Origin of the sequence: Marinobacterium lacunae (genome assembly GCF_000705555.1) — a bacterium.
GTDB lineage: Bacteria > Pseudomonadota > Gammaproteobacteria > Pseudomonadales > Balneatricaceae > Marinobacterium_D > Marinobacterium_D lacunae.
In genome coordinates this window covers 26033-49851 of the sequence record NZ_JMQN01000038.1, presented here as the reverse complement: position 1 = coordinate 49851, position 23819 = coordinate 26033, and the positions used below count along the sequence as shown (strand labels likewise).

At 55.6% G+C, this 23819-nt stretch carries 22 protein-coding genes and 1 pseudogene; 11 read left to right on the top strand and 12 right to left on the bottom strand.

The features are described 5' to 3' along the window. Positions 1-25: 25 nt before the first annotated feature. The 8 genes from ADIMK_RS12260 (at position 26) to ADIMK_RS12225 (ending at position 10317) form a co-directional block, all read left to right on the top strand. A complete protein-coding gene (locus tag ADIMK_RS12260) occupies positions 26-1633 on the top strand; it encodes a carboxyl transferase domain-containing protein (RefSeq protein ID WP_036188504.1) in 1608 nt (535 codons plus the stop codon). Positions 1634-1653: 20 nt separating this feature from the next. Then, positions 1654-2463 carry an enoyl-CoA hydratase/isomerase family protein gene (locus tag ADIMK_RS12255; protein WP_036188502.1) on the top strand — a complete coding sequence of 270 codons (810 nt, stop codon included), beginning with the start codon at positions 1654-1656 and terminating at the stop codon, positions 2461-2463. 6 nt (positions 2464-2469) lie between these two features. Further along, the gene (locus ADIMK_RS12250; RefSeq protein ID WP_036188501.1) at positions 2470-4464 is read left to right on the top strand and encodes an acetyl-CoA carboxylase biotin carboxylase subunit; all 1995 of its coding nucleotides are present in this window, start codon (positions 2470-2472) and stop codon (positions 4462-4464) included. Next, positions 4464-5432 carry a hydroxymethylglutaryl-CoA lyase gene (locus ADIMK_RS12245; RefSeq protein ID WP_081849778.1) on the top strand — a complete coding sequence of 323 codons (969 nt, stop codon included), beginning with the start codon at positions 4464-4466 and terminating at the stop codon, positions 5430-5432. The genes ADIMK_RS12250 and ADIMK_RS12245 overlap by 1 nt, the downstream gene beginning before the upstream one ends. Before the next feature lie 9 nt (positions 5433-5441). Then, positions 5442-6023, top strand: a complete 582-nt coding sequence (locus ADIMK_RS12240) for a peroxidase-related enzyme (protein WP_036188499.1) — start codon at positions 5442-5444, stop codon at positions 6021-6023. Between the two features lie 73 nt (positions 6024-6096). Continuing rightward, positions 6097-7797, top strand: a complete 1701-nt coding sequence (locus ADIMK_RS12235; protein WP_036188498.1) for an AMP-binding protein — start codon at positions 6097-6099, stop codon at positions 7795-7797. A 482-nt stretch (positions 7798-8279) separates the two neighbouring features. After that, positions 8280-8951 (top strand): metal-dependent hydrolase, encoded by a 672-nt coding sequence (locus ADIMK_RS12230; protein ID WP_036188495.1) that lies wholly within the window; start codon positions 8280-8282, stop codon positions 8949-8951. A gap of 115 nt (positions 8952-9066) precedes the next feature. Then, entirely contained in the window at positions 9067-10317 is a 1251-nt protein-coding gene (locus ADIMK_RS12225) for a DEAD/DEAH box helicase (protein ID WP_036188493.1), read from the top strand. A gap of 44 nt (positions 10318-10361) precedes the next feature. Here ADIMK_RS12225 and ADIMK_RS12220 read toward each other — a convergent pair whose 3' ends face one another. The 3 genes from ADIMK_RS12220 to ADIMK_RS12210 all read right to left on the bottom strand — a co-directional run bounded on the left by ADIMK_RS12220 (position 10362) and on the right by ADIMK_RS12210 (position 12301). Next, the gene (locus tag ADIMK_RS12220; RefSeq protein ID WP_036188490.1) at positions 10362-10652 is read right to left on the bottom strand and encodes an Ada metal-binding domain-containing protein; all 291 of its coding nucleotides are present in this window, start codon (positions 10650-10652) and stop codon (positions 10362-10364) included. A 49-nt stretch (positions 10653-10701) separates the two neighbouring features. Beyond that, positions 10702-11136: an inner membrane protein YidI gene (gene yidI, locus ADIMK_RS12215; RefSeq protein WP_036188488.1), complete on the bottom strand. Its 435-nt coding sequence runs from the start codon at positions 11134-11136 to the stop codon at positions 10702-10704. 145 nt (positions 11137-11281) lie between these two features. Further along, the gene (locus ADIMK_RS12210) at positions 11282-12301 is read right to left on the bottom strand and encodes a HEPN domain-containing protein (RefSeq protein WP_036188487.1); all 1020 of its coding nucleotides are present in this window, start codon (positions 12299-12301) and stop codon (positions 11282-11284) included. 176 nt (positions 12302-12477) lie between these two features. On the opposite strand from ADIMK_RS12210, the pseudogene ADIMK_RS12205 reads away from it, so the two are divergent. Beyond that, positions 12478-13522: pseudogene (locus tag ADIMK_RS12205) on the top strand (IS110 family RNA-guided transposase). Between the two features lie 472 nt (positions 13523-13994). Here ADIMK_RS12205 and ADIMK_RS12200 read toward each other — a convergent pair. From ADIMK_RS12200 to ADIMK_RS12185, 4 genes are all read right to left on the bottom strand, one after another. Then, entirely contained in the window at positions 13995-14333 is a 339-nt protein-coding gene (locus tag ADIMK_RS12200; RefSeq protein WP_036188485.1) for a hypothetical protein, read from the bottom strand. Positions 14334-14481: 148 nt separating this feature from the next. After that, a complete protein-coding gene (locus ADIMK_RS12195) occupies positions 14482-15387 on the bottom strand; it encodes a hypothetical protein (protein ID WP_036188482.1) in 906 nt (301 codons plus the stop codon). 103 nt (positions 15388-15490) lie between these two features. Next, positions 15491-16300, bottom strand: a complete 810-nt coding sequence (locus ADIMK_RS12190; protein ID WP_036188480.1) for a hypothetical protein — start codon at positions 16298-16300, stop codon at positions 15491-15493. A gap of 107 nt (positions 16301-16407) precedes the next feature. Continuing rightward, positions 16408-16953, bottom strand: coding sequence for a hypothetical protein (locus ADIMK_RS12185; protein WP_036188478.1), 546 nt, complete (start codon positions 16951-16953; stop codon positions 16408-16410). 534 nt (positions 16954-17487) lie between these two features. Between ADIMK_RS12185 and ADIMK_RS12180 the strand changes: the two genes are divergently transcribed. Further along, positions 17488-19002, top strand: a complete 1515-nt coding sequence (locus ADIMK_RS12180; RefSeq protein WP_036188476.1) for a PAS domain-containing sensor histidine kinase — start codon at positions 17488-17490, stop codon at positions 19000-19002. Then, positions 19002-19619, top strand: a complete 618-nt coding sequence (locus tag ADIMK_RS12175) for a response regulator transcription factor (RefSeq protein ID WP_036188474.1) — start codon at positions 19002-19004, stop codon at positions 19617-19619. Before ADIMK_RS12180 ends, ADIMK_RS12175 begins: the two co-directional genes overlap by 1 nt. Before the next feature lie 20 nt (positions 19620-19639). Here the strand turns inward: ADIMK_RS12175 and ADIMK_RS12170 are convergent, their stop codons facing one another. The 5 genes from ADIMK_RS12170 to ADIMK_RS12150 all read right to left on the bottom strand — a co-directional run bounded on the left by ADIMK_RS12170 (position 19640) and on the right by ADIMK_RS12150 (position 23643). After that, entirely contained in the window at positions 19640-20437 is a 798-nt protein-coding gene (locus tag ADIMK_RS12170; RefSeq protein ID WP_036188472.1) for an alpha/beta fold hydrolase, read from the bottom strand. Next, positions 20434-20850, bottom strand: a complete 417-nt coding sequence (locus tag ADIMK_RS12165) for a PaaI family thioesterase (protein WP_036188470.1) — start codon at positions 20848-20850, stop codon at positions 20434-20436. Before ADIMK_RS12165 ends, ADIMK_RS12170 begins: the two co-directional genes overlap by 4 nt. Before the next feature lie 15 nt (positions 20851-20865). Continuing rightward, the gene (locus ADIMK_RS12160) at positions 20866-21795 is read right to left on the bottom strand and encodes an electron transfer flavoprotein subunit alpha/FixB family protein (RefSeq protein ID WP_036188468.1); all 930 of its coding nucleotides are present in this window, start codon (positions 21793-21795) and stop codon (positions 20866-20868) included. Positions 21796-21805: 10 nt separating this feature from the next. Further along, the gene (locus tag ADIMK_RS12155) at positions 21806-22555 is read right to left on the bottom strand and encodes an electron transfer flavoprotein subunit beta/FixA family protein (protein WP_036188466.1); all 750 of its coding nucleotides are present in this window, start codon (positions 22553-22555) and stop codon (positions 21806-21808) included. A 188-nt stretch (positions 22556-22743) separates the two neighbouring features. Then, complete coding sequence (locus tag ADIMK_RS12150) at positions 22744-23643, bottom strand: DMT family transporter (protein ID WP_036188464.1); 900 nt, start codon at positions 23641-23643, stop codon at positions 22744-22746. Positions 23644-23819 lie beyond the last annotated feature (176 nt).

Below are 23819 nucleotides of genomic sequence, written 5' to 3'. Positions count from 1 at the left end.
ACAACAAGCACACTGGGAGAACGACATGCCCGTTCTGCAAACCAAGATCAACGCGCGCAGCGACGAGTTCCGCCACAACGACGCCTCCATGCGTGAAGCCGTGGCCGACCTGCGCGACAAGGTCGCCACCGTCGAGCTCGGCGGCGGCCCCGACTACCAGCAGCGCCATCTCGCACGCGGCAAGCTGCTGCCGCGTGAACGCATCAACGCCCTGCTCGATGAAGGCTCCCCCTTTCTCGAACTCTCACAACTGGCCGCGTACAACGTGTACGACGAGAACGTACCGGCAGCCGGCATTATCACCGGCATCGGCCGCGTGAGCGGTGTCGAGTGCATGATTGTGGCCAATGATGCCACCGTAAAAGGCGGCACCTACTACCCGCTTACCGCCAAGAAACACCTGCGCGCTCAGGAGATTGCCGAGCGCAACCACCTGCCGTGCATCTATCTGGTGGACTCAGGTGGTGCCAACCTGCCCCGTCAGGACGAAGTATTCCCGGACCGCGACCACTTCGGCCGCATTTTTTACAATCAGGCGCAGATGTCCGCCAAGGGCATTCCGCAGATTGCCGTAGTCATGGGCCTGTGTACCGCAGGCGGTGCCTATGTACCGGCAATGGCCGATGAGTCGATCATTGTGCGCAATCAGGGCACCATCTTCCTGGCCGGCCCGCCCTTGGTGAAAGCCGCCACCGGCGAAGAGGTATCCGCCGAGGATCTCGGCGGTGCGGATGTACACTGTCGCACCTCCGGCGTTGCCGACCACTACGCCGAAAACGACGCTCACGCCCTGCAGATCGCCCGCAACTGTGTGGCCAACCTGAACAAGCGCAAAAACCCACCGCTCGATCTGCGTGAACCCGTCGCCCCGCTCTATGCGGCCGATGAGCTGTACGGCATTGTCGGTACTGACCTTAAAAAGCCCTACGACGCTCGCGAGGTGATCGCGCGCATTGTCGACGGCTCGGAGTTTGACGAGTTCAAAAAGCTCTACGGCACGACGCTGGTTACCGGCTTTGCGCATATTTACGGCTATCCGGTCGGCATTATTGCCAACAACGGTATTTTGTTCGGCGATTCGGCGCAGAAAGGCGCACACTTCATCGAGCTGTGCTGCCAGCGCAACATCCCGCTGCTGTTTCTGCAAAACATCACCGGCTTCATGGTGGGCCAGAAAGCGGAATCCGAAGGGATCGCCAAGCATGGCGCCAAGATGGTCACCGCGGTGGCTTGCGCCAATGTGCCCAAGCTCACCGTACTGATCGGCGGCTCGTTCGGCGCCGGCAACTACGGCATGTGCGGACGTGCGTATAACCCCAACTTCCTGTGGATGTGGCCGAATGCACGCATCTCCGTCATGGGCGGCGAACAAGCCGCCGGCGTGCTGGCCACCGTGCGCCGCGACGGTCTTGAGCGTCAGGGCAAGAGCTGGTCCGCCGAAGAGGAGGCCGCGTTCAAAAAGCCGATCATCGAGACCTACGAGCATCAGGGTCACCCCTACTACGCCTCGGCACGCCTATGGGACGACGGCGTTATCGACCCCGCGCAAACCCGCGAGGTAGTCGCAATGGGGCTGTCGGCGGCACTCAATGCACCCCAGCGTGAGACACGCTTCGGCGTGTTCCGCATGTAACCGGGCGGCAAGGAGCTCACATGACAGATTATGTAGAACTGAGGCGCGACGCCCAGGGCACCGCCTGGCTGACTCTGAATCGCCCCGAGGTGCACAACGCTTTCGACGACACAATGATCGCCCAGATCATCGATGCGCTGGAGACAACCGACAAGGATGCAAGCGTGCGGGCGCTGGTGCTTCGCGCCAACGGCAAGAACTTCTCCGCCGGCGCCGACCTTGGCTGGATGAAGCGCATGGCGCAAAACAGCCATGAGCAGAACCTCGAAGATGCCAGGCAACTGGCGCGCCTGATGGAGCGGCTGAACAACCTCTCCAAACCCACGCTGGCGCTGGTACAGGGTGCGGCCTACGGCGGCGCTGTAGGCTTGGCCGCCTGCTGCGATATCGTCATCGCCCGCAACGATGCCCGTTTCTGCCTCTCTGAAGTGAAGATAGGCCTGATACCGGCCGTGATCAGCCCCTATGTGGTGCGCGCCATCGGTGAGCGTCAGGCACGGCGTTACTTTGTAACCGCCGAGGCGTTCGATGCCACAGCCGCCAAGGGCTTTGGATTGGTACATGAGCTAGCCAATGACGACGCTCAGCTTGAGTCGATTGCGCAGACGCTCATCGGGCAGCTACGCCGCAACAGCCCGCAGGGCATTGCCGAGGCGAAAAAGCTGATCCACGCCGTGAGCCAGAAACCGATTGACCAGAACGTGATCGACGACACCGCCCGGCGCATCGCCGATATCCGCGTCAGCGCCGAGGGTCAGGAGGGGCTGAGCGCCTTCCTGAACAAGCGTCAGCCCAACTGGGTCGAGGCCCCGAAAGGGCAAGAGGAATAAGCAACGATGTTCAATAAAATACTCATAGCTAACCGCGGCGAGATCGCCTGCCGGGTTATCAAGACCGCGCACCGCCTCGGTATCAAGTGTGTTGCCGTGTACTCCGAAGCAGACCGCAACGCACGCCATGTCGCCATGGCCGACGAAGCCTTCCTGCTCGGCCCCGCGCCCAGCAGCGAAAGCTATCTGCGCGCCGATCGCATTATTGAGATCTGTAAGGAGTCGGGTGCGCAGGCGGTTCATCCCGGGTATGGCTTCCTGTCCGAGAACACCGAATTTGCCAACGCCTGCGAGCGCAACGGCATCGTCTTTATTGGCCCGCCTTCCAGCGCTATTGCCGCAATGGGCTCAAAATCCGCCGCCAAGGCGATCATGGAGACCGCTGGCGTGCCGTTGGTGCCGGGTTATCACGGCGATGACCAATCGCCCGACACCCTCAAGCGCGAAGCGGAAAAGTGCGGCTTCCCGCTGCTGCTGAAAGCGGTCGCCGGTGGCGGCGGCAAGGGTATGCGCGTGGTTGAATCGCTCAAAGCGTTCGACGAGGCACTCACCTCCGCCTGCCGCGAGGCGAAAAACGCCTTCGGCAACCCCAATATGCTGATCGAGAAATACCTGACACAGCCGCGCCACGTGGAGATTCAGGTGTTCTGCGACAGCCAGGGCAACGGCGTTTATCTGGCCGAGCGTGACTGCTCGATACAGCGCCGTCACCAGAAAGTCATAGAAGAAGCACCGGCACCGGGCCTGTCTGACGACACCCGCCGCGCCATGGGTGAAGCCGCCGTGCGCGCCGCGCAGGCGATCGACTATGTCGGCGCGGGCACCGTCGAGTTTCTCTATGACGTGGACGGCTCGTTCTACTTCATGGAGATGAACACCCGCCTGCAGGTGGAACACCCTGTCACCGAGATGATCACCGGCCTTGATCTGGTGGAGTGGCAGCTGCGTGTCGCCGATGGCGAGCCTCTGCCGCTCAAGCAGGACGAGATCAAGATACGCGGCCATGCGCTTGAAGCCCGCATCTACGCCGAAGACCCGGATCAGGATTTCCTGCCCGCCACCGGCACACTGCGCTACCTGCGCACCCCCGATGAAAGCGCCCATGTCCGCGTGGACACCGGCGTGATCGAAGGCGATGAGGTCAGCGTCTATTACGACCCGATGATCGCCAAGCTGATCGTCTGGGACGACAGCCGCGAAGGCGCGATCAACCGCATGGTGCAGGCCCTTGAGCAGTACCGTATTGGCGGCCTGAAAACCAACACCCGCTTCCTGCACCGTCTGGCCGATGCCACACCCTTCCGTGAGGTGCAGCTGGATACCGGCTTTATCGAGCGCCACCGCGAGCGATTGTTTGCACCGGGCAGGCTCGACCTGGACCGCTGCCTTGTCAGCGCAGCCGCCTGGTTTTTGGAGCTGGCCCGCAAGGGTGATCGCATCCGCGGTGACGAGCACTCCCCCTTCTCGGCCCAAAACGGCTGGCGGCTCAACTCCGAGTATGCCCGTCCGCTGAAGCTGGTGGTGGGCGATATGACTCACGAACTGAGCGTGCGTGAACTGCCGGGTGAGTATGAGATCACGCTCAGCGGTGCCAGCCACCGCGTTAACGCCCAGCTTGAAAAAGACGCCCTGCAACTGGTAATCGACGGCCATCGCCTGACGCTGCACGGCTATCAGGATGGTGACAACCTGACCCTGTTCCACGAGGGTGACCAGTTCATCTGCCGTCAGCACCGCGACACCTTCGCCGAGACGGATCAGGGCGCGCAAGGCTCACTGTCGGCCCCGATGAACGGCGCTGTTGTCGCGATTCTGGTCGGCAAGGGTCAGCAGGTTGAAGCGGGCCAGACACTGGTGATCATGGAAGCGATGAAGATGGAGCACAGCATCCATGCGCCTCATGACGGCATCGTCAGCGACATCTTTTTCACCGAGGGTGAGCAGGTCAAAGAGGGCGACGCCCTGATCGCACTGGCCACCGACGACGAGGAGGCCGCCTGATGGCTCTACCGCAACAGGTGCGTCTGGTCGAGGTTGGCCCACGCGACGGCCTGCAGAATGAATCAGGCCCCGTTATCGCGACAGCCATAAAGGTGGAGCTGATCGAGCGCCTCGCCGAGGCGGGCCTCTGCCATATCGAGTCGGCCAGCTTCGTCTCGCCCAAATGGGTGCCTCAGATGGGCGATGGCGCCGAGGTGATGGCCGGTATCCGGCGCAAACCCGGTGTGATCTACAGCGCCTTGGCCCCCAACCTTAAAGGGCTGGAAGCGGCGCTTGCGGCGGACGTTTCGGAGGTGGCGGTATTTACCGCCGCGTCCGAGGCGTTCACGCAGAAAAACATCAACTGCTCCGTTGCCGAAAGCCTTGAGCGGTTCGCGCCGCTTATAGAGCGTGCCCGCGCCGAGGGGCTGCGTGTACGCGGCTATGTGTCCACCACACTGGGCTGCCCCTACGCCGGTGAGATTGCACCGTCCGAGGTGGCCGCCGTCAGCCGCGATCTGTACCAGCTTGGCTGCTACGAGATCTCCCTTGGCGACACCATTGGCGTTGGCACACCGCTGAAAGCCAAGCGGATGCTGGAAGCGGTCTCCCGCGAGATACCAATGGAGCACCTGGCCGCCCACTTTCACGACACCTACGGCCAGGCACTGGCGAATCTCTACGCGGTGCTTGAAGAGGGTATCGCCGTGATCGACTCGTCGGTATCGGGCCTTGGCGGCTGCCCCTACGCACGGGGTGCTTCTGGCAACGTGGCCACCGAGGATGTGCTCTACATGCTCAACGGCCTTGGCATCGAAACCGGCGTCAATCTCGACAAACTGGTTGCGACCAGCTGCTGGATCAGCGAGCAGCTGAACCGACCGCTGACCGCACGCGTGGCGCAGGCGATTGGCTGTACCGCGCAACCCGCATCTGAATCTGAATCTGAATCTGAATCTGAATCTGAATCTGACAACACGAACCATTGAGGAAATCGCATGTACACCCAACCGGACCACATCACGGCACTGGACCTGCCGATCCCGGAGCGGGATCGTCTACCCGAGACGTTTCAGAAGTACTTCGCGATCTGCGAAGAGAAGCTGGGCATGGTACCCAACGTGCTCAAGGCTTACAGCCAGAACCCTGCGCAACTCGATGTTTTCTCTAAGCTTTATAACGAGCTAATGTTCGGCGAAAGCGGCCTCTCAACACTAGAGCGCGAGATGATCGCCGTGGCGGTGTCGTCCAGCAACGGCTGCTACTACTGCCAGGTGGCCCACGGCGCCGCCGTGCGGGAATACTCCGAGCAGCCGCAACTGGGCGAGATGATTGTCATGAATTACCGCGTGGCTGAACTCTCAGCGCGCCACCGCGCCATGCTCGACTTTGCCATTAAGCTCACCGAAACCCCCGACCGCATTCTGGAAGCCGACCGCCAACAGCTGCGCGATGCCGGTTTCAGCGACAGCGATATCTGGGACATCGCCAATATCATCGGTTTCTACAACATGACCAACCGCGTCGCCAGCGCCGTGGATATGCAGCCTAATCCCGAATACCACGCACTGCATAGGTAAGGCCCCGCCCTGCCAATACGTGCGAAACCCGGATTGAGACAACAACAATAAACGACTCATTGGGATACAACAGATGAACAACCTGCCCACCACACTCCCGAGTTACACCAGCGGCACCAGCACCGTGCCGCTGATCGGCATGACCATCGGCGACAAGTTCGACCAGATCGCCGCCATGTACCCCGATAACGATGCGCTGATCGTGCGCCATCAGCAGATCCGTTGGACCTACGCCGAGCTGAAAGCACAAGTGGACACCGTCGCCCGCGCCCTGCTGGCGGTGGGTGTGCGCCGCGGCGACCGTGTCGGCATGTGGTCGCCCAATAACGCCCAGTGGCTGCAAACCCAGATCGCCACCGCCAAAATCGGTGCGATACTGGTGAACATCAACCCAGCCTATCGCCTGCACGAGCTGGAATACGCACTGAACCAGTCGGAAGCGCGTTTTCTGGTAACCGCCAACAGCTTCAAGAGCTCCAACTACACCGAGATGCTGCAATCACTGGCACCGGAGCTTGAACACTGCGAACCCGGTGCGCTTGAGTCGCGCAACCTGCCGCACCTGCAGGGCATCATCAACCTCTCGGAGAACACCTACCCCGGCATGTGGCGCTGGAACGACTTTGTCGAAAAGGCCGACGCCATCGATGCCGAACAACTCGCCGACGCCCAGCGAGAGCTGCAATTCGACGACCCGATCAACATCCAGTACACCTCGGGCACCACTGGCTTTCCCAAGGGTGCCACCCTCTCCCACCACAATATCCTCAACAACGGATTCTTCGTGGCCGAGAGCATGGGCTTCACCCATAAAGACCGGCTGGTAATACCCGTACCGCTCTACCACTGCTTCGGCATGGTGATGGGTAATCTGGGCTGCATCACCCACGGCGCAACCATGATCTACCCCGGTGAAGGGTTCGAGCCCGGTGCCGTACTGCAGGCCGTGGCCGAAGAGCGCGCCACTGCACTCTACGGTGTGCCGACCATGTTCATCGCAGAGCTCGATCATCCGGATTTCGCACAATACGACCTTTCCAGCCTGCGCACCGGCATCATGGCGGGCTCTATCTGCCCCGCCGAGGTGATGAAAGCGGTCAACTCCAAGATGCACATGCAGGAGGTACAGATCGCCTACGGCATGACGGAAACCAGCCCTGTCTCCACCCAGACCGCCGCCAATGATCCATTCGACAAGCGCGTGACCACCGTAGGCCGCACCCAGCCGCACCTTGAATCCAAGATTGTCGACCCCGCCACAGGCTACATTTTGCCCCGCGGCGAGATCGGCGAGCTGTGCACCCGCGGCTACAGCGTCATGCTCAAGTACTGGAACAACGACGACGCCACCCACAGCGCCATCGACGAAGCCGGCTGGATGCACACGGGCGACCTCGCCACCATGGACGAAGAGGGCTACGTGCAGATTGTCGGGCGCATCAAGGATATGGTGATCCGTGGCGGCGAGAACGTATACCCGAAAGAGGTTGAAGAGTTTCTCTACACCCACCCGTCAATCTCCGACGTGCAGGTCACCGGCGTACCGGATAAGAAATACGGCGAAGAGCTGATCGCCTGGATCAAACTGAAACCCGGCGTCGATGAGGTCGACCCTGAAGAGCTGCGCGCGTTCTGCAAGGGGCAGATCACCCACTTCAAGATCCCGCGTTACTTCAAGTTTGTTGAAGAGTTCCCGATGACTGTGACCGGCAAAATCCAGAAGTTCAAGATGCGCCAGATCTCGATTGAAGAGCTGGGGCTGGATAAGGAGTAATCTTCAGAGCAGGATGACGAAAACGCCGGCTTCATGGCCGGCGTTTTCGTATGTTTCACACATCGGTTTAAAATTCTTTATAAATACGGCAATGATTGCCGTGAATATTAAACGTTCCAAACCTTACAGAATATTACGGGACAGGCGGCTTCAGCCATTTATCTAGCCTCTTCTTGGCCTCACTCTGGCTGTGCGTCTTTCCCGCAGCTGCAGCGTGTTCTCCTCGCAAAAGTCCAACGAATAGTTTATTTCGTCGTTGCATACGCTCGGTATCCTGTAAATCTGTACCAATTCTTACTTTCACTGATACGACCTCTCCCGGAACAGTATCGACACTATAAAATCTCATCTCATGAAAGGGAAACACCGCCAATGGAACAAGATTCACCTGTACGAGTCTGAGCCTATCGCGGCTAGAATGCCGCTGCATTCCAGCGGCGCTGCCCCATAGCGCCGGCCTCGATAAGGGACACGATTACGCAATGGCTAATTTCAACACACACTTTCTAGGCGGTGCCGTTACATCCTGCGTGCTCACCTCTACCCTGCTACTCACCGGGCTCTTTACACCCAGCCAAGGCATGAGCCTCTGGGCCGCTGGCACTGTCGCAAGCCTGGCCCCCGATCTGGACTCAGACACAACCGGCATACTGAAAGGACTCTTCAGCGCCCTTGGCGTGATTGCATCCTTTGGCGTGCTGTTCAGTTTCCCAGATTGGCCATTACTGCATCTATGGGGCGCCATGCTCGCCGCCTTTCTGGGCGTGCGCTTTGGCCTGTTACAAATATTCGCCCACCTGACCGAGCATCGCGGCTCATTTCACTCGCTAATGGCCGCCGTAAGCGTCGGGCTGCTGTCGGTATTCCTGTGCTGGCGATTCACCACACAAAGCATCGATTTTTCATGGGCATTGGGCGGCATGGTCTTCGCCGGGTATCTGGTGCACCTCATTCTCGATGAGTGTTATGCCGTTAACCTTGCCGATATGGAGTTCAAGCGTTCCTTCGGAACCGCGCTAAAACCGGTGAGCATTGAAAACTGGTGGGCCAGTAGCATCTTTCTCGCCATCGCACTCTACTGCGCCATGCAGCTTCCCCTGCCGCATAAACTGCCTAATGAAGTGGTCAAAATCGCCAGCGCTAATCTAGTTTGAGCGCTGGTGCACGTTTAACCGGCTGTAACGCGCAAACCTCACTGAAGGTGTCTACTGTTAGCGGCTAACTCGGTACACTAGCGCCCTCTACATTTATGGTAAGCGGTGCTGGTTTATGAGTTTTTCCACCCTGGGGCTTCACGCGGAACTGCTGGCTGTTGTCGATACGCTTGGCTATCAGACACCAACGCCGATTCAGCAAGCGGCTATCCCTGAAGTGCTGGCCGGTCACGATGTGATGGCAGGGGCACAAACGGGTACGGGAAAAACGGCCGCATTCGCCCTGCCATTGATTCAACGCCACCTCGTGCGCGCAGCATCTGAAAAAGCCATTCGCGTGTTGGTGCTGACGCCCACGCGGGAGCTGGCGCAACAAGTGCACCAGAGTTTTGTGAAATACAGCCAGGGCTTGGGCCTTAACTCCGTAGTGGCCTACGGCGGCGCGAGCATTAACCCGCAGATCGACGCACTCAACGAAGGCTGTGATGTACTCGTGGCTACACCGGGGCGTTTGCTGGAGCTTGCCACCAAACAGTTAATTGACCTCAGCACGGTTGAGACACTGGTGCTGGATGAGGCCGATCGCATGTTGGATATGGGCTTTATTGTCGATATCGAGCGCATCCTGAAACGCCTACCCGAGGCGCACCAAACCTTGTTCTTCTCGGCAACCTTCAACGATGACGTGTTTGCCCTGAGCAAGAACATCTTAAAGCAGCCAAAACTGATTGAAGTGGCCGAACGCAATGCGACGGCGGCGAAAATTGAACAGCGCTTTTACGAAGTCGACAACAAGCGCAAAGCGGGTTTGGTGGCCTACCTGATAGGTTCCAAGAACTGGCATCAGGTACTTATCTTCACCCGCACCAAACAAGCGGTGGATGAGCTGGCGACAGAGCTTGAGAAAGATGGCATCAGTGCGGCGGCGGTACATGGCGATAAGTCTCAGGGTGCCCGCGATAGAGGCTTGGAAGAGTTTAAAACCGGCAAGGTGCGTGCGCTTGTCGCCACCGATGTGGCCGCGCGCGGGTTGGACATCGATCAGCTGCAATACGTAATCAATTACGAGCTGCCCTACAACGCCGAAGACTATATTCACCGCATTGGCCGAACAGGCCGCGCAGGTCAAGCGGGCCTGGCCGTCTCATTGGTCTCGCATAAAGAGAAATACCTACTCCAAGACGTCGAAAAACTCACGGGCGAACATTTTGTCCTGCAGTGGATGGAAGGCTTCGAGCCGAACCTTATGGCACAGGAAGAGTCGAATAACGCTAGGCGCAAACCGTCCAAGAAAAGCCAACGCGCCAAAGCGCTTGGGCAAGGCGGTAGCAATAAAGGCAAAGCAGGAAGACAACGTCGCCACTAGGGCTTTGTCGAAGTGTTTTGAGGCTGGGTAAGCGCTACGAATTACTATTCAGGTAATGTCTTCCAAGGGTAGTGTTCCTTGCCCTCTGGGCCGGATTTCCATTCCTTGTATTCTGACACCATACATCGGCCACAGGGCCTGAAGCCTGCTTGAATCGCGCTTTGCTCGTTCGCGAAGAATACGCGGTGCTGGGCATATCCTTTGGAGAGCGCACCATTGGCGGCTGGGCAGTCTAACCGACCGTATATTCCAGCTTTAGAATTGCCACCCAGCGTCCCCGGCGTTTCACTCGTGATCGTAGAGCCATCAGCATCTAATAGTTTATAGGTTTTCATAAATACTCCCTTAGCTATAACGTTACAGTGCAGGGCCTAAATCCACGTTTCACCCAAATCCAATACTCGATATAACAGCTGCAATTAATATGACAGCTAAGAGCGCCATGGCGTACATCGCTATGAATTGAAACGCGACTGCACTGATACCCAAGACAGCGGCACCACCGACAACCCTTTTAGGCTCTTGCTTGGCGAATCCTATGATGCTGAGAATGAATGCCAGACCACCCAAAACAGCCGTTGCTAGATCGGCTATCCGATCATTGTCCCAGCTTGAGGTTTGATACTCTCTGACAGGCTCCTCACCCTTCAACGCACTCATGGTCGCAATTCGAATAGACACTGCTTTCTCGGCTACAAACGTTTCGAGTGTAGGCTTTGGCGAGAATGGCCCCGCCCAGAAATGGACGAGTGACAATAGAAGCGCGATGCTGCCAAGGAGGATTCCGAAGACACCAAATACTGATCTTTTTCGTTCCATGATTACCTCTCGAAAAAAATAACGCCCAATTAAGGTGTGAAGAACGCTACCACACAACTCAATTGAGTACCGTAATCACCAAACTTGACTCAAACCAAAAATTCCAAGCGTGCTGAATCACTCTTAAATAGTTTGTTGAAAATTTTCACTTCGATATTGCAGCGAGAAAACCTACGACCAAAGCTAAAGTAGCCAGCCCTCCCAAATCGTTCTCCTTTTTTACGATTTCGCTACCCTGCTTAACAATATCCCCATTACAAAGTTCCCCCTCAATTGGAGGCTTACTCTCTCTTTGCAGTCCAACGGTTGGAGTCTCAACTTCTGTAATTTCTAAATCCGATATTTTAGTAAATGCGGGTAAAAGCTTAGACTTTACATCTTCCGTTATTTTCTTGACATCTTCCAGATCTGGTTTTGTAAATTGCTTGTTATGTGCAATTTTATTACGCAATTCATAGAGTTTTTTCCATCTTGTTTCAAGATAGTTGGATTCACAGTCAACCAGATCTGAAAAATGACGAACCCAATTTGATGTGGGAATATATGGTTCGATCTCCTCGGGTGAGATATCTCCAGTTTTCAATTTTTTAAGAATGTCGGGAGTAATTTCTTTTAGAGGGTGTTCTTTGAAGAGCAAATCATTGATCGTGATAAAGTCCATATCATAAAGAGGATTAGAACCATTGACACCATTTTTGTTCCCAGATACAGCCACGTTATCTGGGATGCTATCAACCCATTGAGGTCCCAACTTGATAAGTGCAAACTTTGAGTAAAGCTTACGCATAAGGTTCTCAATATAGTGAATATATGGATAAGCTTTTTCAGCATAGAATGCCGAAACACCGTCAAAAACAGGAGTTATAGTGCCTTGCTGATTAGAAACCGTTATGCGGATTTCTCTTAAAAGTTGTGCAAGATGCTCTACATCTTTTTCATTTTTGTTGGAAGTAATAACTAGATCGAAAAGTTCAGTATCATGATTTTCGAAACGATCTCCCTCGCTAGTTAAACCAAAACCAAACTCACTACCTTTGAACTTAATTGAGTCATTTGTTGCTGTAACAGCATCCAACAAATTTATGAGTTTTATAAAAGTATCAACTCCGGAAAACTGAAATTTTTTCTTGTCAAACAAGATAAGATAATTAACTTCCGTATTCATATGTCCTCTTAAAATTTATCGCTCGGTTTAGGGGCGGCTGGAGCGTAGCGTAAGCCGTCCCAGCCGCATTTTTCGCGGCGATCACAACCGCTTGATACTGATTGAGCCTTCTCCCCCAGCTTAGCGGCTCAACCGCTAAGCTGGATGGCGACCAAACACAACAAGGGAGAAGACTCATGAATTTCTACCTTAGCACCCATCGCCATTATTGTGGTATCGATCTTCACGCTCGCAGTCTCTACGTCTGCATACTCGATCACGCCGGTGACACCCTGTTGCACAAGGAGATTCCCGCCAGCCCCGATGCCCTTGAACAACTGATCGAACCCTACCGCGACGATTTGGTGATCGGCGTCGAGTGCATGCACTGCTGGTACTGGGTGGCCGACTTCTGCGAGGACAACAGGTATTAAGTTCATCCTCGGCCACGCCCTGTACATGCGCGCTATCCACGGCGGCAAGACCAAAAACGACCGTATCGATTCCTACAAGATTGCCACCCTGATGCGCGGCGGCAACTTTCCGTTGGCCTATGCCTATCCCAGAGCCATGCGCGCCACCCGTGACCTGCTGCGCCGCCGTACCCGCATCATGCGCCACGGTGCCGACCTGAAGGCTCGTGTCGCCAACACCACCAGCCAGTACAACCTGCCGCCCAACCGGGTCAACCTGAAGCATATCTATGCCCGCAACCAGTTACGCCACACCTTTGAGCAGTTGGAGGTTCAGCGTAATGTCGACCTGGATATGGCGATACTGGACTGCTATGCCCGGGAACTGTACCAGATAGAACGCTTCATCGAACGGCGGGCGAAACAGCACAATCCGGTGTATCTGAACCTGCTTAGAACCGTCCCCGGGATCGGCCGCATCCTGGCCCTGACCATCCTCTACGAGATCGGCGATATCCGCCGCTTCGACTCGGTACAGAAGTTCGCTTCTTATTCCCGACTGGTCAAATGCAAGGCCGAGTCCGCCGGCAAGAGCTACGGCACCCTGGGCAACAAGATCGGCAACGCGCATCTGAAGTGGGCGTTCTCCGAGGCCGCCGTACTCTATCTGAAAGGCAACCCCAAGGCACAGCGCTATCTCCAGCGCTTGCAGAAACGGATGAACAAGGCCAAGGCCCTGTCGGCACTGGCCCACAAGCTGGGCCGGGCGGTGTACTTCATGTTAAAGAACGAGAAGGTGTTCGATGAACAGCGCTTCCTGACGGGTTAGTCACGCAACGGGGTGAGCATGACGTCTAACTGGATCCTTCCGGAGTGTGCCCAATACCGGTGTCTGCTGACTGATCCCACGAGATCCGAACCGGCTTTGTACACCCATTCCTGAAGCCCGATGCTTTGATTAGCCACCCCGTTGGCGTGCATCGATGCCCTGAGCCAGTGCGCTTACACCGGCCTGAGCCTGAAACTAACTGGAGTCTATACAACCCGTCGTTTGAATAGTGCCAGTGCCCGGTTAACCGATGAATGTCTAGTGCCCCTGACCGACCCAACGGACTGAACCGGCCGGGCTGCGGCGAAAGCCGTATAAGAGAGCCTCTATATGTGTTTGCTGTAAGTGCATTAACAGCCGACTCAGACAGACGAAGTAGACGTCCTCGCTCAGGGTTTTGCATTGGCCGTCAATGCGGCCAATTAAAAACACTATTGCCTATTGACTACGAGAAGGCTCATATGTGTTAGGCTTATTTTTGTTCTAGCACACTAACTTCAAAGATAGAATTTTCATAACTTCCTACAATTGAATACTTAGCTTTACTTCCAACTTTTATTGGTTCAAAAAACACTAATTTTGCGACATTGTTATCAGAGAATCGTAGATTTATAGCATTATTTTGGTTATCTATCTTTTCTATTGTCACAGGAAGTTCAGTTCCATCGTAACCAAAACAATACCTTCCAATAGCACCATCAAAATCTGCCAGTGAGGACGGTTTAATTTGAAAATTCTTTTCGAAAGAAATAATATCAAATTCTCTAATTTCTAAAGAGTTTCTACTCTTAAGAGCAATTTCAAATTTCATCTGAGTCTCCATGAATTTTAACTTTAGCCTAGCGTTTGAATTCGACGGTATCTGAGTCGATGCCTGTTTTTGTGGTAGTAAAATGGGCTGCGTATCAAGTGTCCACTGCAACGATTTTTTAGGCGACAATACGCCAACCCCTGAGTAACTAAACAAGCGACAACCAATCAGGTAGATCATCTAAATCGACCACTGTTTGACCTGATGGAATTTCTTCAAGATTTGCCTTAAGCTTTCTGCCGGTTCCATCTGGAATGTCGAAAACCACATTGAAGTGCAGTACATCCTGAAACACACCTGCGGCTTTCTCAGCCGCTGCTTGGACATCAACGACAAGATGCTCATCATTGATTTTTAAGTCAGTGTAAATTGTAGCCGGGGCACCCTGCTTCGTGACACCGAAGGGCGTTTGATTAGTATGTGGTGCTACTTGGTCTAAGAAGTAACAGAGATGGTCCCGATTCCGAGTTGTAACTCCACCGCCAACAATCCCCTCTGCTACCAGCGAAGCTATACGGGCAATAGCTTTCTGTTGATCGAGAGAAAGACTTGCCAGTGCGTTGCCTGATCTGTCCTTTCCCCCTAATGCTCCGGTGTTTGAATCGATCAGCGCTGTACGGTGAACCAAACAATGCCGATGCTCGACTGTATTGGCATATAGAGCGCCAATTGCCACCCAAACCTGACGATCAGAAGTTAGAACGTGGAAATCACCGGCACTTTGTGCGGCGAGAGATTGCTTGGCAATGATTGACCACTCATTTCCATTTCTACGGTCTGCCGTAAGGGCGCCGGCATTGAGAATTAGCTCCAGCGCAAGGTCTAACACCTTCCAGGCAGCACCAAACATCAATGGAGCCAGATCGTTCTTTACGCTCTCTACGGCACCAGACGACAAGTTATCAGTAAACGAAACCTGAATAGCTGCGATAGTGGCATCTCCTCGCAAATCTATAGAACCGTTTTCACCACCTGAGACCACCGGCAACATCTTGTCGAGAACATAGGTTTCGAATGCGACGGCATCCTGAAATTCGCTAACGGTGGTGATCATTCTCGCTCCTTCAGTTGACTGGCCCCTCAACGCCCATGTTCAGGGACGTTTTAGGTGTTGTACGTAAATGGCCAGCGGGCCAAACGTCCCTTCCGGCACGTTTTTAGGCATAGACTTCAATTCTGTGCTCAGAATCAAACACCCTAAGAGTTGGAAGCTCAAGTTCTTCGTAGTGTTCTATAGGTGCACCGCGCACACATTTTTCTAAATAGTCCACCAGAAGGTACTGCGCGTGATACTCCTGCATGTGGGCCCCTTGAATGCTTCCGCCGATAAACAACTCGGCATCATCCTCAATCTTTTCCTGAAGTTTGGAAACGGACGCAATTCGAAGTGCCGTTTCAAGATCGTGCTGGTACAGCAATGAATTTACTTTACACAATATGCTCTCTCGAACTTGATCCGCCCCATCGCCCAAGACGGAGAGTTTGAAGCCTCCAGAATCTTCTGCAGAGGAAAACGCGAATGCCCCGAACTCGTCTGAGCGACACTCGAAAATATGAGGGCGTGACTTATGGTCAAAAAGAGCAAATGACATCTGCAGTTGTTGGTCTCGGGCATGATTCCAGAATTGCCGAATTCGCTGCTCAAGATCAAATTTCAAATCACCGAACCAGCGTGTAAGCCCAGACTGCATGTATGCCTCTATATGTAGGGTACATTGCAGCCCTAGTGAGAGATTTCCTGCTATTGCCGTAAGCATGTCAACTTCGTGTCCACCATAAGCAGCAGCATTTTTGACGATATGAATCTTCACAGCGAATGGTGTCTGATGAATAAGCTCCTGATCTGAGGGGAGGAAACTAGCGTTTTCTTCTGACGGCTTTTCCTTACGTTTTATTGTCGAAAGAAGTGAATCAGAAACTGATAGTGCCTTGCCGGTGTCGGTGGCGTAGGTGATGCACAAAGTCATGTCAAATTCCCCGAGATGCCTAACGCTTGCATTTGGGGCCGTAGTGAAGCGCAGCGGAACGAAGGTCCCAGCCCCGCAGGGGCGAACAACATGCACTTGTTATACGCTTACGATTTTGGACGCTCAAACTTCATTACCATAAATGACATTTCTGGCTTGCATGTTGGTTGACAAGCATAGCCCCATATTGTTTGCGGCCCTAGCTGGAAAAGATACACTTTTTGGACCACACCCTTTTGATTGGTAGCAATTATCTCAGTTGTTTCCGGCGCATCTTTTGGCATTTGATCAAATCCTTGCCCAAACCCCTTATAAACCTCGGCAGCCTCTTTTTTACTAAGATTCTTTGCGGTTATAGAGGTGAAATAGTATTCGTTATTAACCTTTTCAGGTTGACTACGAACCATTTGTGCTGGAATTATTACTGGCGCGAAACCACCAGGATAGTTCCAAAGAACACCTTCCGCTCCGGTTATAATTTGGCCGTAGAGTGTACATTTAACACTTGCTAAAGCGCTAACTACACTTGGAACTTCTATAACCATTCCCTCAGGTCCACCCTGACAGGAAATTTCAAATTCCGGCTCCTTTTCTTCTGCTATTGCGATCAATGGCAATGCCAGAATAAGACCTATTACTACCTTCTTAAGCATGATCCTTCCTTTGCGTATAACAGTCCAATTATGAGGTCTTCGACCTCATAATAGTTTTTATAAGGTTTACCTTCTAACTCCGCTCCCGAACGAGGGTGTTTTTACAAGCATTTGATATCACTTCAAAAATTAGCCAACCCTTCCGCGTGCACAGACGAAAAAGGTATACCTTTTCATATACTACGTGCAGAAAAGGTAACCGCAGCCAAGACGAGCCAGCACATCCCGTTAAGGATTTTCCGTAAAGAATCGAGATGGCCACCGACGGGTGGGGTGAAGTGTACGCATCCATAAAATCAGTCCCTTTCGGATCGTCTGCGAGTCATCGCATGCGTCTACTGCCTGTCTGACGCGTTCTCCAAATATAGCGACTGTCTGAATAAAGGCACAAGTTTTATCTGCGTTTGCGCCCTTCCCTTTCTGCCGTGGGCAGTCACGCCATGCGCATAAGTGTTTTCACCTATTTTTTGCAGTATTCTACTGTCATAACACTGCAACACCGGAGTGCACTCCGGGTATACCCGAGGGGGTGTCATGACTGTGCCGATTCCTGCCGAGTTGGAAAAGTGCCGCGCCGAGGCGGACCGTTATCGGCTGCTTGCCGAGCAGTCTACCGATATGATCTCGCGCCAAACACCATCACCGGACTGGACCTATATCGATGTAAGCCCAGCGGTGGAGCGCTTGCTGGGTTATAAACCCGAAGAGCTGATCGGCACACCCGGGCGCGCCCTCTTTCACCCGGACGATGCCGATAACTTGCAACAGCGGGCCGAGTCGGTGCGGTATGTGAAGGGGATGTACACCAACGTGTACCGCTATAGGCACAAGCAGGGGCATTACGTTTGGCTGGAAACCACCAGCCGCACCATTCGCGACAAGAAGGGGCAGCCGCAGGAGATTATCTGCGTCACCCGCGATGTCACCGAGCGTGAGCAGGCGCAGCAGTCGATTCGCCGTCTGGCCCGCGTGGTGGAAGCCTCCAGCGATATGATTCTGTTCTGCAGCCCCGATGCGTTGCAGCTTACCTATCTGAACGAGTCCGCCTGCCTCACGCTGGGGGCTGATCGTGACAACCCCGGCGCGCTCAGCCTGCCCGAGCTGTTCGATGCCGCCACAGCGCAGAACGAGCTTAAAACCGCCCTGCTTCAGGCCGCCACCGCCGGCAGTTGGGAAGGCACGCTGTCGATGCAGCTGCCGGTGCAGCAGCGCCATGCCGAGGTGCGCGAGATCATCGCCCACCGCAACCGTCGCGAGAACATGAAGGTGGAGTACTACTCGATTATCGCCCGCGATATCACCATCAAGCGTAAGGCCGAGGAAGAGGCCAAGCGCCACCAGCTAGAGATGGCCCATATGTCGCGCCTGCTCAGCGTTGGCGAGATGGCCACGGGGCTGGCCCATGAGTTGAATCAGCCGCTGGCGGCGATTTTGAACTACAGCAATGGCGCACAGCGCCGCCTTGATGAAGGCGCGGATGACCCTGTCGGTACGGCAAAGCGTGCCATCGAGCTGATCTCCCGTCAGGCGCGGCGTGCCGCCGAGATTATCAAGCGGATGCGCAGTTTTGTACGCAAAACCGAGTATCAGCGCCTGCGCTTTCCCATTAACGATGCCTGCGTGGATGTCAGCAAGTTTCTGCATCAGGAGGCGCAGGATCACAGCATCCGCTTCGAAATGGATCTGGACCCATCAAACCCTACGCTGCTGGCAGACAAGATTCAGATTGAGCAGGTGCTGCTTAACCTGATGCGCAACGCCATTGAAGCGTACAGTGATTGTGACAAGACCCCGCGACCCGTTATGCTCTCTACCCGCAGCACCGGAGATGAGCTGCATATCAGGATCACCGACAAGGCAAAGGGTATCTCGGCCGAGGCGCTTAACCAGCTGTTCGAGCCGTTCTACACCTCCAAGTCGACCGGTCTTGGCATGGGACTGCCGATCTCGCGCACCATTATCGAAACCCACGGCGGCCAGCTGTGGGCCGAGAGCGACGGCCACTCCGGAACCTGCTTTCACCTTAAACTGCCGTTGAAGGATTCATGATGCGACACCCTGCGCCCGGTACTGTCTATATCGTTGATGACGACGAGGATTTCCGTGACTCCATGCAGTGGCTGCTGGAATCGGCAAGCCTGAAGGTGTCCGGTTATGCCAGCGCCCAGGCGTTTCTCGATGCCTACGACGGCGAGCTTGGCTGTCTGCTGCTGGATGTGCGCATGCCCGAAATAAACGGCCTGGCCCTGCAACAGATTTTGCAGATGCGCGGCATCGAGATGCCCACCATCGTAATGACCGGCCACGGCGATATTCCGATGGCGGTCAGCGCCATGAAAAACGGCGCACTGGATTTCATCGAGAAGCCGTTTGACGACGAGGTGATGCTGCAGTTGGTGAATCAGGCGCTGGCACAGGCCGCCAAGCAGCACCAGTTGCGGGCGCAGAACAGCCAGATTCACGACAGCTACGCGCAGCTGAGCCGTCGTGAGAAAGAGGTGATGGCGCTGGTGGTTGAGGGGCAGTCTAACCGCGAGATCGCCGAAACACTGGGCATCAGCCCGAAAACCGTTGAGGTGCACCGCTCACGGGTGATGAGCAAGATGCAGGCGGGAAGCCTTGCAGAGCTGGTACAACAGTCGGCGCGCCTGAACCCACAGGCCTGATCGCCGCGCCGCGCCAGCCTTCAGTCGATTAGTTCTCGAATAAAGGGCACCATCAGATCAAGCACCGCATCGGGTCTTTCAAGATGCGGTATGTGCCCGCACTCCTCTATAAACGCCGCCTGCGCGTGCTCACCTATCCCCTGACAGATATCCTCCACCTGTTGCGGCAGGCCGTACTGGTCATCCCTGCCCTGCATGATCAGCGCCGGACAGCGAATTTGCGACAGCCAGGGGCTGAGGTCGATGTTCTGATGGAAACTCTCGCGCAACCAGGTTTCGGTCCATGCCCTGAACAGCAGTTCGGTGCGATCGCCGTGATAACGCTCCAGCCGTTGATGCAGATCTGTGTTCCGATAGGTATCGACCGCCTGGCGCACGCCAGCCAGCGTGAGTTCATCGGCATTGATGTGGGCGGCCTCGGTGATCAGCCCCCGCACCCTGTCGCCAAGGCAGGCGGCACCGAGTAGCGCGATGCTGCCACCGTCGCTATGGCCGATCAGGATCATCTGATCGATAGCGGCGGCTTCAGTCACCTTTGCCAGATAGTACTCCCCCTCTACCAGCAGGTAGTCATTGCTGCGCGGCAGTTCAATTGGCGTCGAGCCGCCATAGCCCTGACGCTCGTAGATCAGCAGATCGCAGCCGCAGCGTTCGGCCAGTTGTTCGGGAAACTGCTTCCACATGCGGATATGGCCCAGCGCCTCGTGCAGAAACACCAGCGTGGGCCTGCCGCCACCCTCGGGATGGCGGCCGTGCAGGGCGTGGATCTCGACACCATCGGATATCGACAGCATCAGATCTTCATACTGAATGCTCATTCGCCCCGCTCCGGTATCGAGTAGGTCATGGTGGCGTGGGCGACCGGCTCTTCATCCCCGTCTGAGGTGATATACACCTCACCCACACCCAGACGCCTGCCCACCTTCAGCATTTTGGCGTAGGCGAGAATATCGGCACCGGAACGGGGCCGGCGCAGGAAGTTGATGTTGAGGCTGGTGGTTACCGCCAGCGGCACTGGCCCTATTCGGCTGAGCAGCGCGGCGTACACCGCCACATCGGCCAGCCCCATCATCGCGGGGCCCGATACCGTGCCGCCCGGGCGCAGATGCTGATCATCCACCGGCAGGCGCATACGCGCCCAACCGTCGCCCAGTTCGACCAACTCGCCGTACTGGGCACCCTGCGGAAAGTGGTCGTTGAGAAAGGCGACCAGATCGTCGAAATTCATCATCGCGGCGTACCCCCGTTACAGCTTTTGCTCAAGCTCCGGTACGGCGTCAAAGAGGTCGGCCACCAGGCCATAATCGGCAACCTGAAAGATCGGTGCCTCTTCATCCTTGTTAATCGCCACGATCACCTTGGAGTCTTTCATACCGGCCAGATGCTGTATGGCACCGGAGATGCCCACGGCGATATACAGCTCGGGCGCGACGATCTTGCCGGTCTGCCCCACCTGCATGTCGTTGGGCACAAAGCCTGAATCCACCGCTGCACGCGAGGCACCGACAGCCGCGCCGAGTTTGTCGGCGAGTTTTTCGAGTATCGCGAAGTTCTCGCCACTGCCAAGCCCACGTCCACCGGAGACAACCACACGGGCGGCAGTCAGCTCAGGACGGTCCGACTGGGCCAGCTCTTCGCCGACAAAGCGTGACAGCCCCGCTGCACTTGCCGCGCTCAGCATCTGCACCTCGGCATTGCCACCGCTGGCCGATACCGGATCAAAGCCGGTGCCACGCACGGTAATCACCTGAATCGGGTCCAGCGCCTGCACGGTGGCGATGGCGTTACCGGCGTAGATCGGGCGGCGGTAGGTGTTCTCGTTCTCGACGGCTGTAATGTCAGAGATCTGGGCCACATCCAGAAGCGCCGCTATCCGCGGCATCAGGTTTTTGCCGTTGGTGGTGGCCGGTGCCAGTATGTGGCTGTAATCCCGCCCGCATTCGGCTACCAGCAGCGCGACGTCCTCGGCCAGCTGATGCTCGTAGATAGGCGCATCAACGCACAGTACGCGGCCGACGCCCTCGGCCTTTGCGGCCTCTTGTGCAACTGCCTCGCAGCCGCTGCCGGCAACCAGCAGGTGAATATCGCCCCCAATCTGCGCGGCCGAAGCCAGGGTGTTAAGTGTTGCGCCCTTCAGGGAGCTGTTGTCGTGTTCCGCAATTACCAGAATAGCCATCACTGCCCCCTTAAATTACCTTGGCTTCGTTTTTGAGTTTCTCGACCAGCTCATCCACGCTGGCCACTTTGATACCGGCCTGTCGCGTCGCCGGGGCCTCTACCTTCAACAGTCGCGTATGCTCGCGCAACTCAACGCCAAGATCAGCCGGGGTTTTCACCTCCAGCGGTTTCTTTTTGGCTTTCATAATGTCGGGGAGTTTTGCATAGCGCGGCTCGTTGAGGCGCAGATCAGTGGTGATTACAGCGGGCAGTTTCAGCGCCAACGTCTGCAGGCCGCCGTCCACTTCGCGGGTGACGTTGAGCGATCCGTCGATCACGCTAACCTTCGATGCAAAGGTGCCCTGGGGCATGCCGGTTAGTGCGGCCAGCATCTGGCCGGTCTGGTTGTTATCTGAGTCGATTGACTGCTTGCCGAGAATCACAATTCCCGGCTGCTCCTGCTCGACCACCTTGGCCAGCAGTTTGGCCACCGAGAGCGACTCGGGGCTAGTGTCGGTTTCGATATGAATACCGCGGTCGGCACCGAGTGCCAGCGCGGTGCGAATCTGCTCCTGACACGCCTTAGGGCCTATCGACACCACAACCACTTCGGTTGCGGCACCTGCCTCTTTAAGGCGCACCGCCTCCTCTACTGCAATTTCACAAAACGGGTTCAACGCCATTTTGACATTGGCCAGATCCACATCGGTGTTATCGGCTTTCACACGTACCTTGACGTTGTAGTCGATCACCCGCTTAACGGCTACGAGTACCTTCATCTCTGCAAACCTTATGTCATTGTTGTTGGGTGTGCAGCAGCCCTATTGGCGACCGCTCAGAAATAAGTGATTTCCCTTATCCTACCAGCTTCAACGATATAAGCAATTACCCTTATTATGCATCGATGACCAACGCCAGGTCTTTGAGCACCACCTGGGTAATAGGTATTCATACGTATTTATCAGGGCTACTGATAACGCTGCGCCAGAAACCGGACCTTAGGCCAGCGCGCAAACATCACGATATTGCCCAGCAGTATCAGACCAAGGCCGAGAAACCCGCCCGGCGTCCAGACATAGCCCTCAAATACAGTGGAGATGGACAGCGCCACCAGGGGGAACAGCACGGTGGCATAGGCCGCGGGGCCTGTACCGATGCGCCCGATCAACGCAAAGTAGGCACCGAAGCCCACCAGCGAGCCGATCACGGACAGGTAGAACAGGCTGATCAGATAGGATGGCGTCATTTCGATGGTAAACTCCGCACCGCTTAGCGTGGCCAAAGCGGCCATAAACAGCGCGCCATACCCCATCGCCCAGGCGTTGGTGGTCATTACGTCGCGCCCCCGCTTCTGGTGCCGTGCGCTTATCATATTGCCCAACGAGAATCCGTAGGTGCCCAGCAGGCACAGGCCGGCACCGAGCAGCGTATCGCTGTTGCCCACATCCTTAACCAGATCGTTCCAGAACAGGCTCACCATGCCCGCAACGCCCAGCAGGGCCGCACACAGGAGTTTGGCGGTAACGGGCTGGCGCAAAAACACCACGGCATTCAGCGCGTTGAATATCACGGCAATGGAGAAGATCACCGATTCCAGCCCGCTGCTGATGTAGCTCACGGCGGTATAAAAGCAATAGAAGTTAAGGCCGAACACGCACATGCCCTGCAGCATGCAAAACAGGTGGTCACGCCTATCCAGCGGCCTTAATCGCTTGCAGAGTATCAGCAACGGAAACAGCAGGATTGCTGCAACGGCAAAGCGGTAAAACACCGACACCACCGGCGCAACTATCCCCTCCTGAAGCGAGATCGCGATCCAGGTTGTCCCCCAGATCAGTACAGTCAGCATATACAGCACGGCATTCATAGAAGTGCTCTCGTAGGTTGGGTTTACCACAAGTGTCACCAACTGCGCAGATTTGAGCTTTCACAAAGGCGCGCGGACTTGCACAATCTTGCGGTTTTCTCGCCAGATATTTCGCCAAACCTGTTGGCACGGTCAGGTCCTGCTCGCTAGTATCAGGCTTTCGTAAAAATGGATAG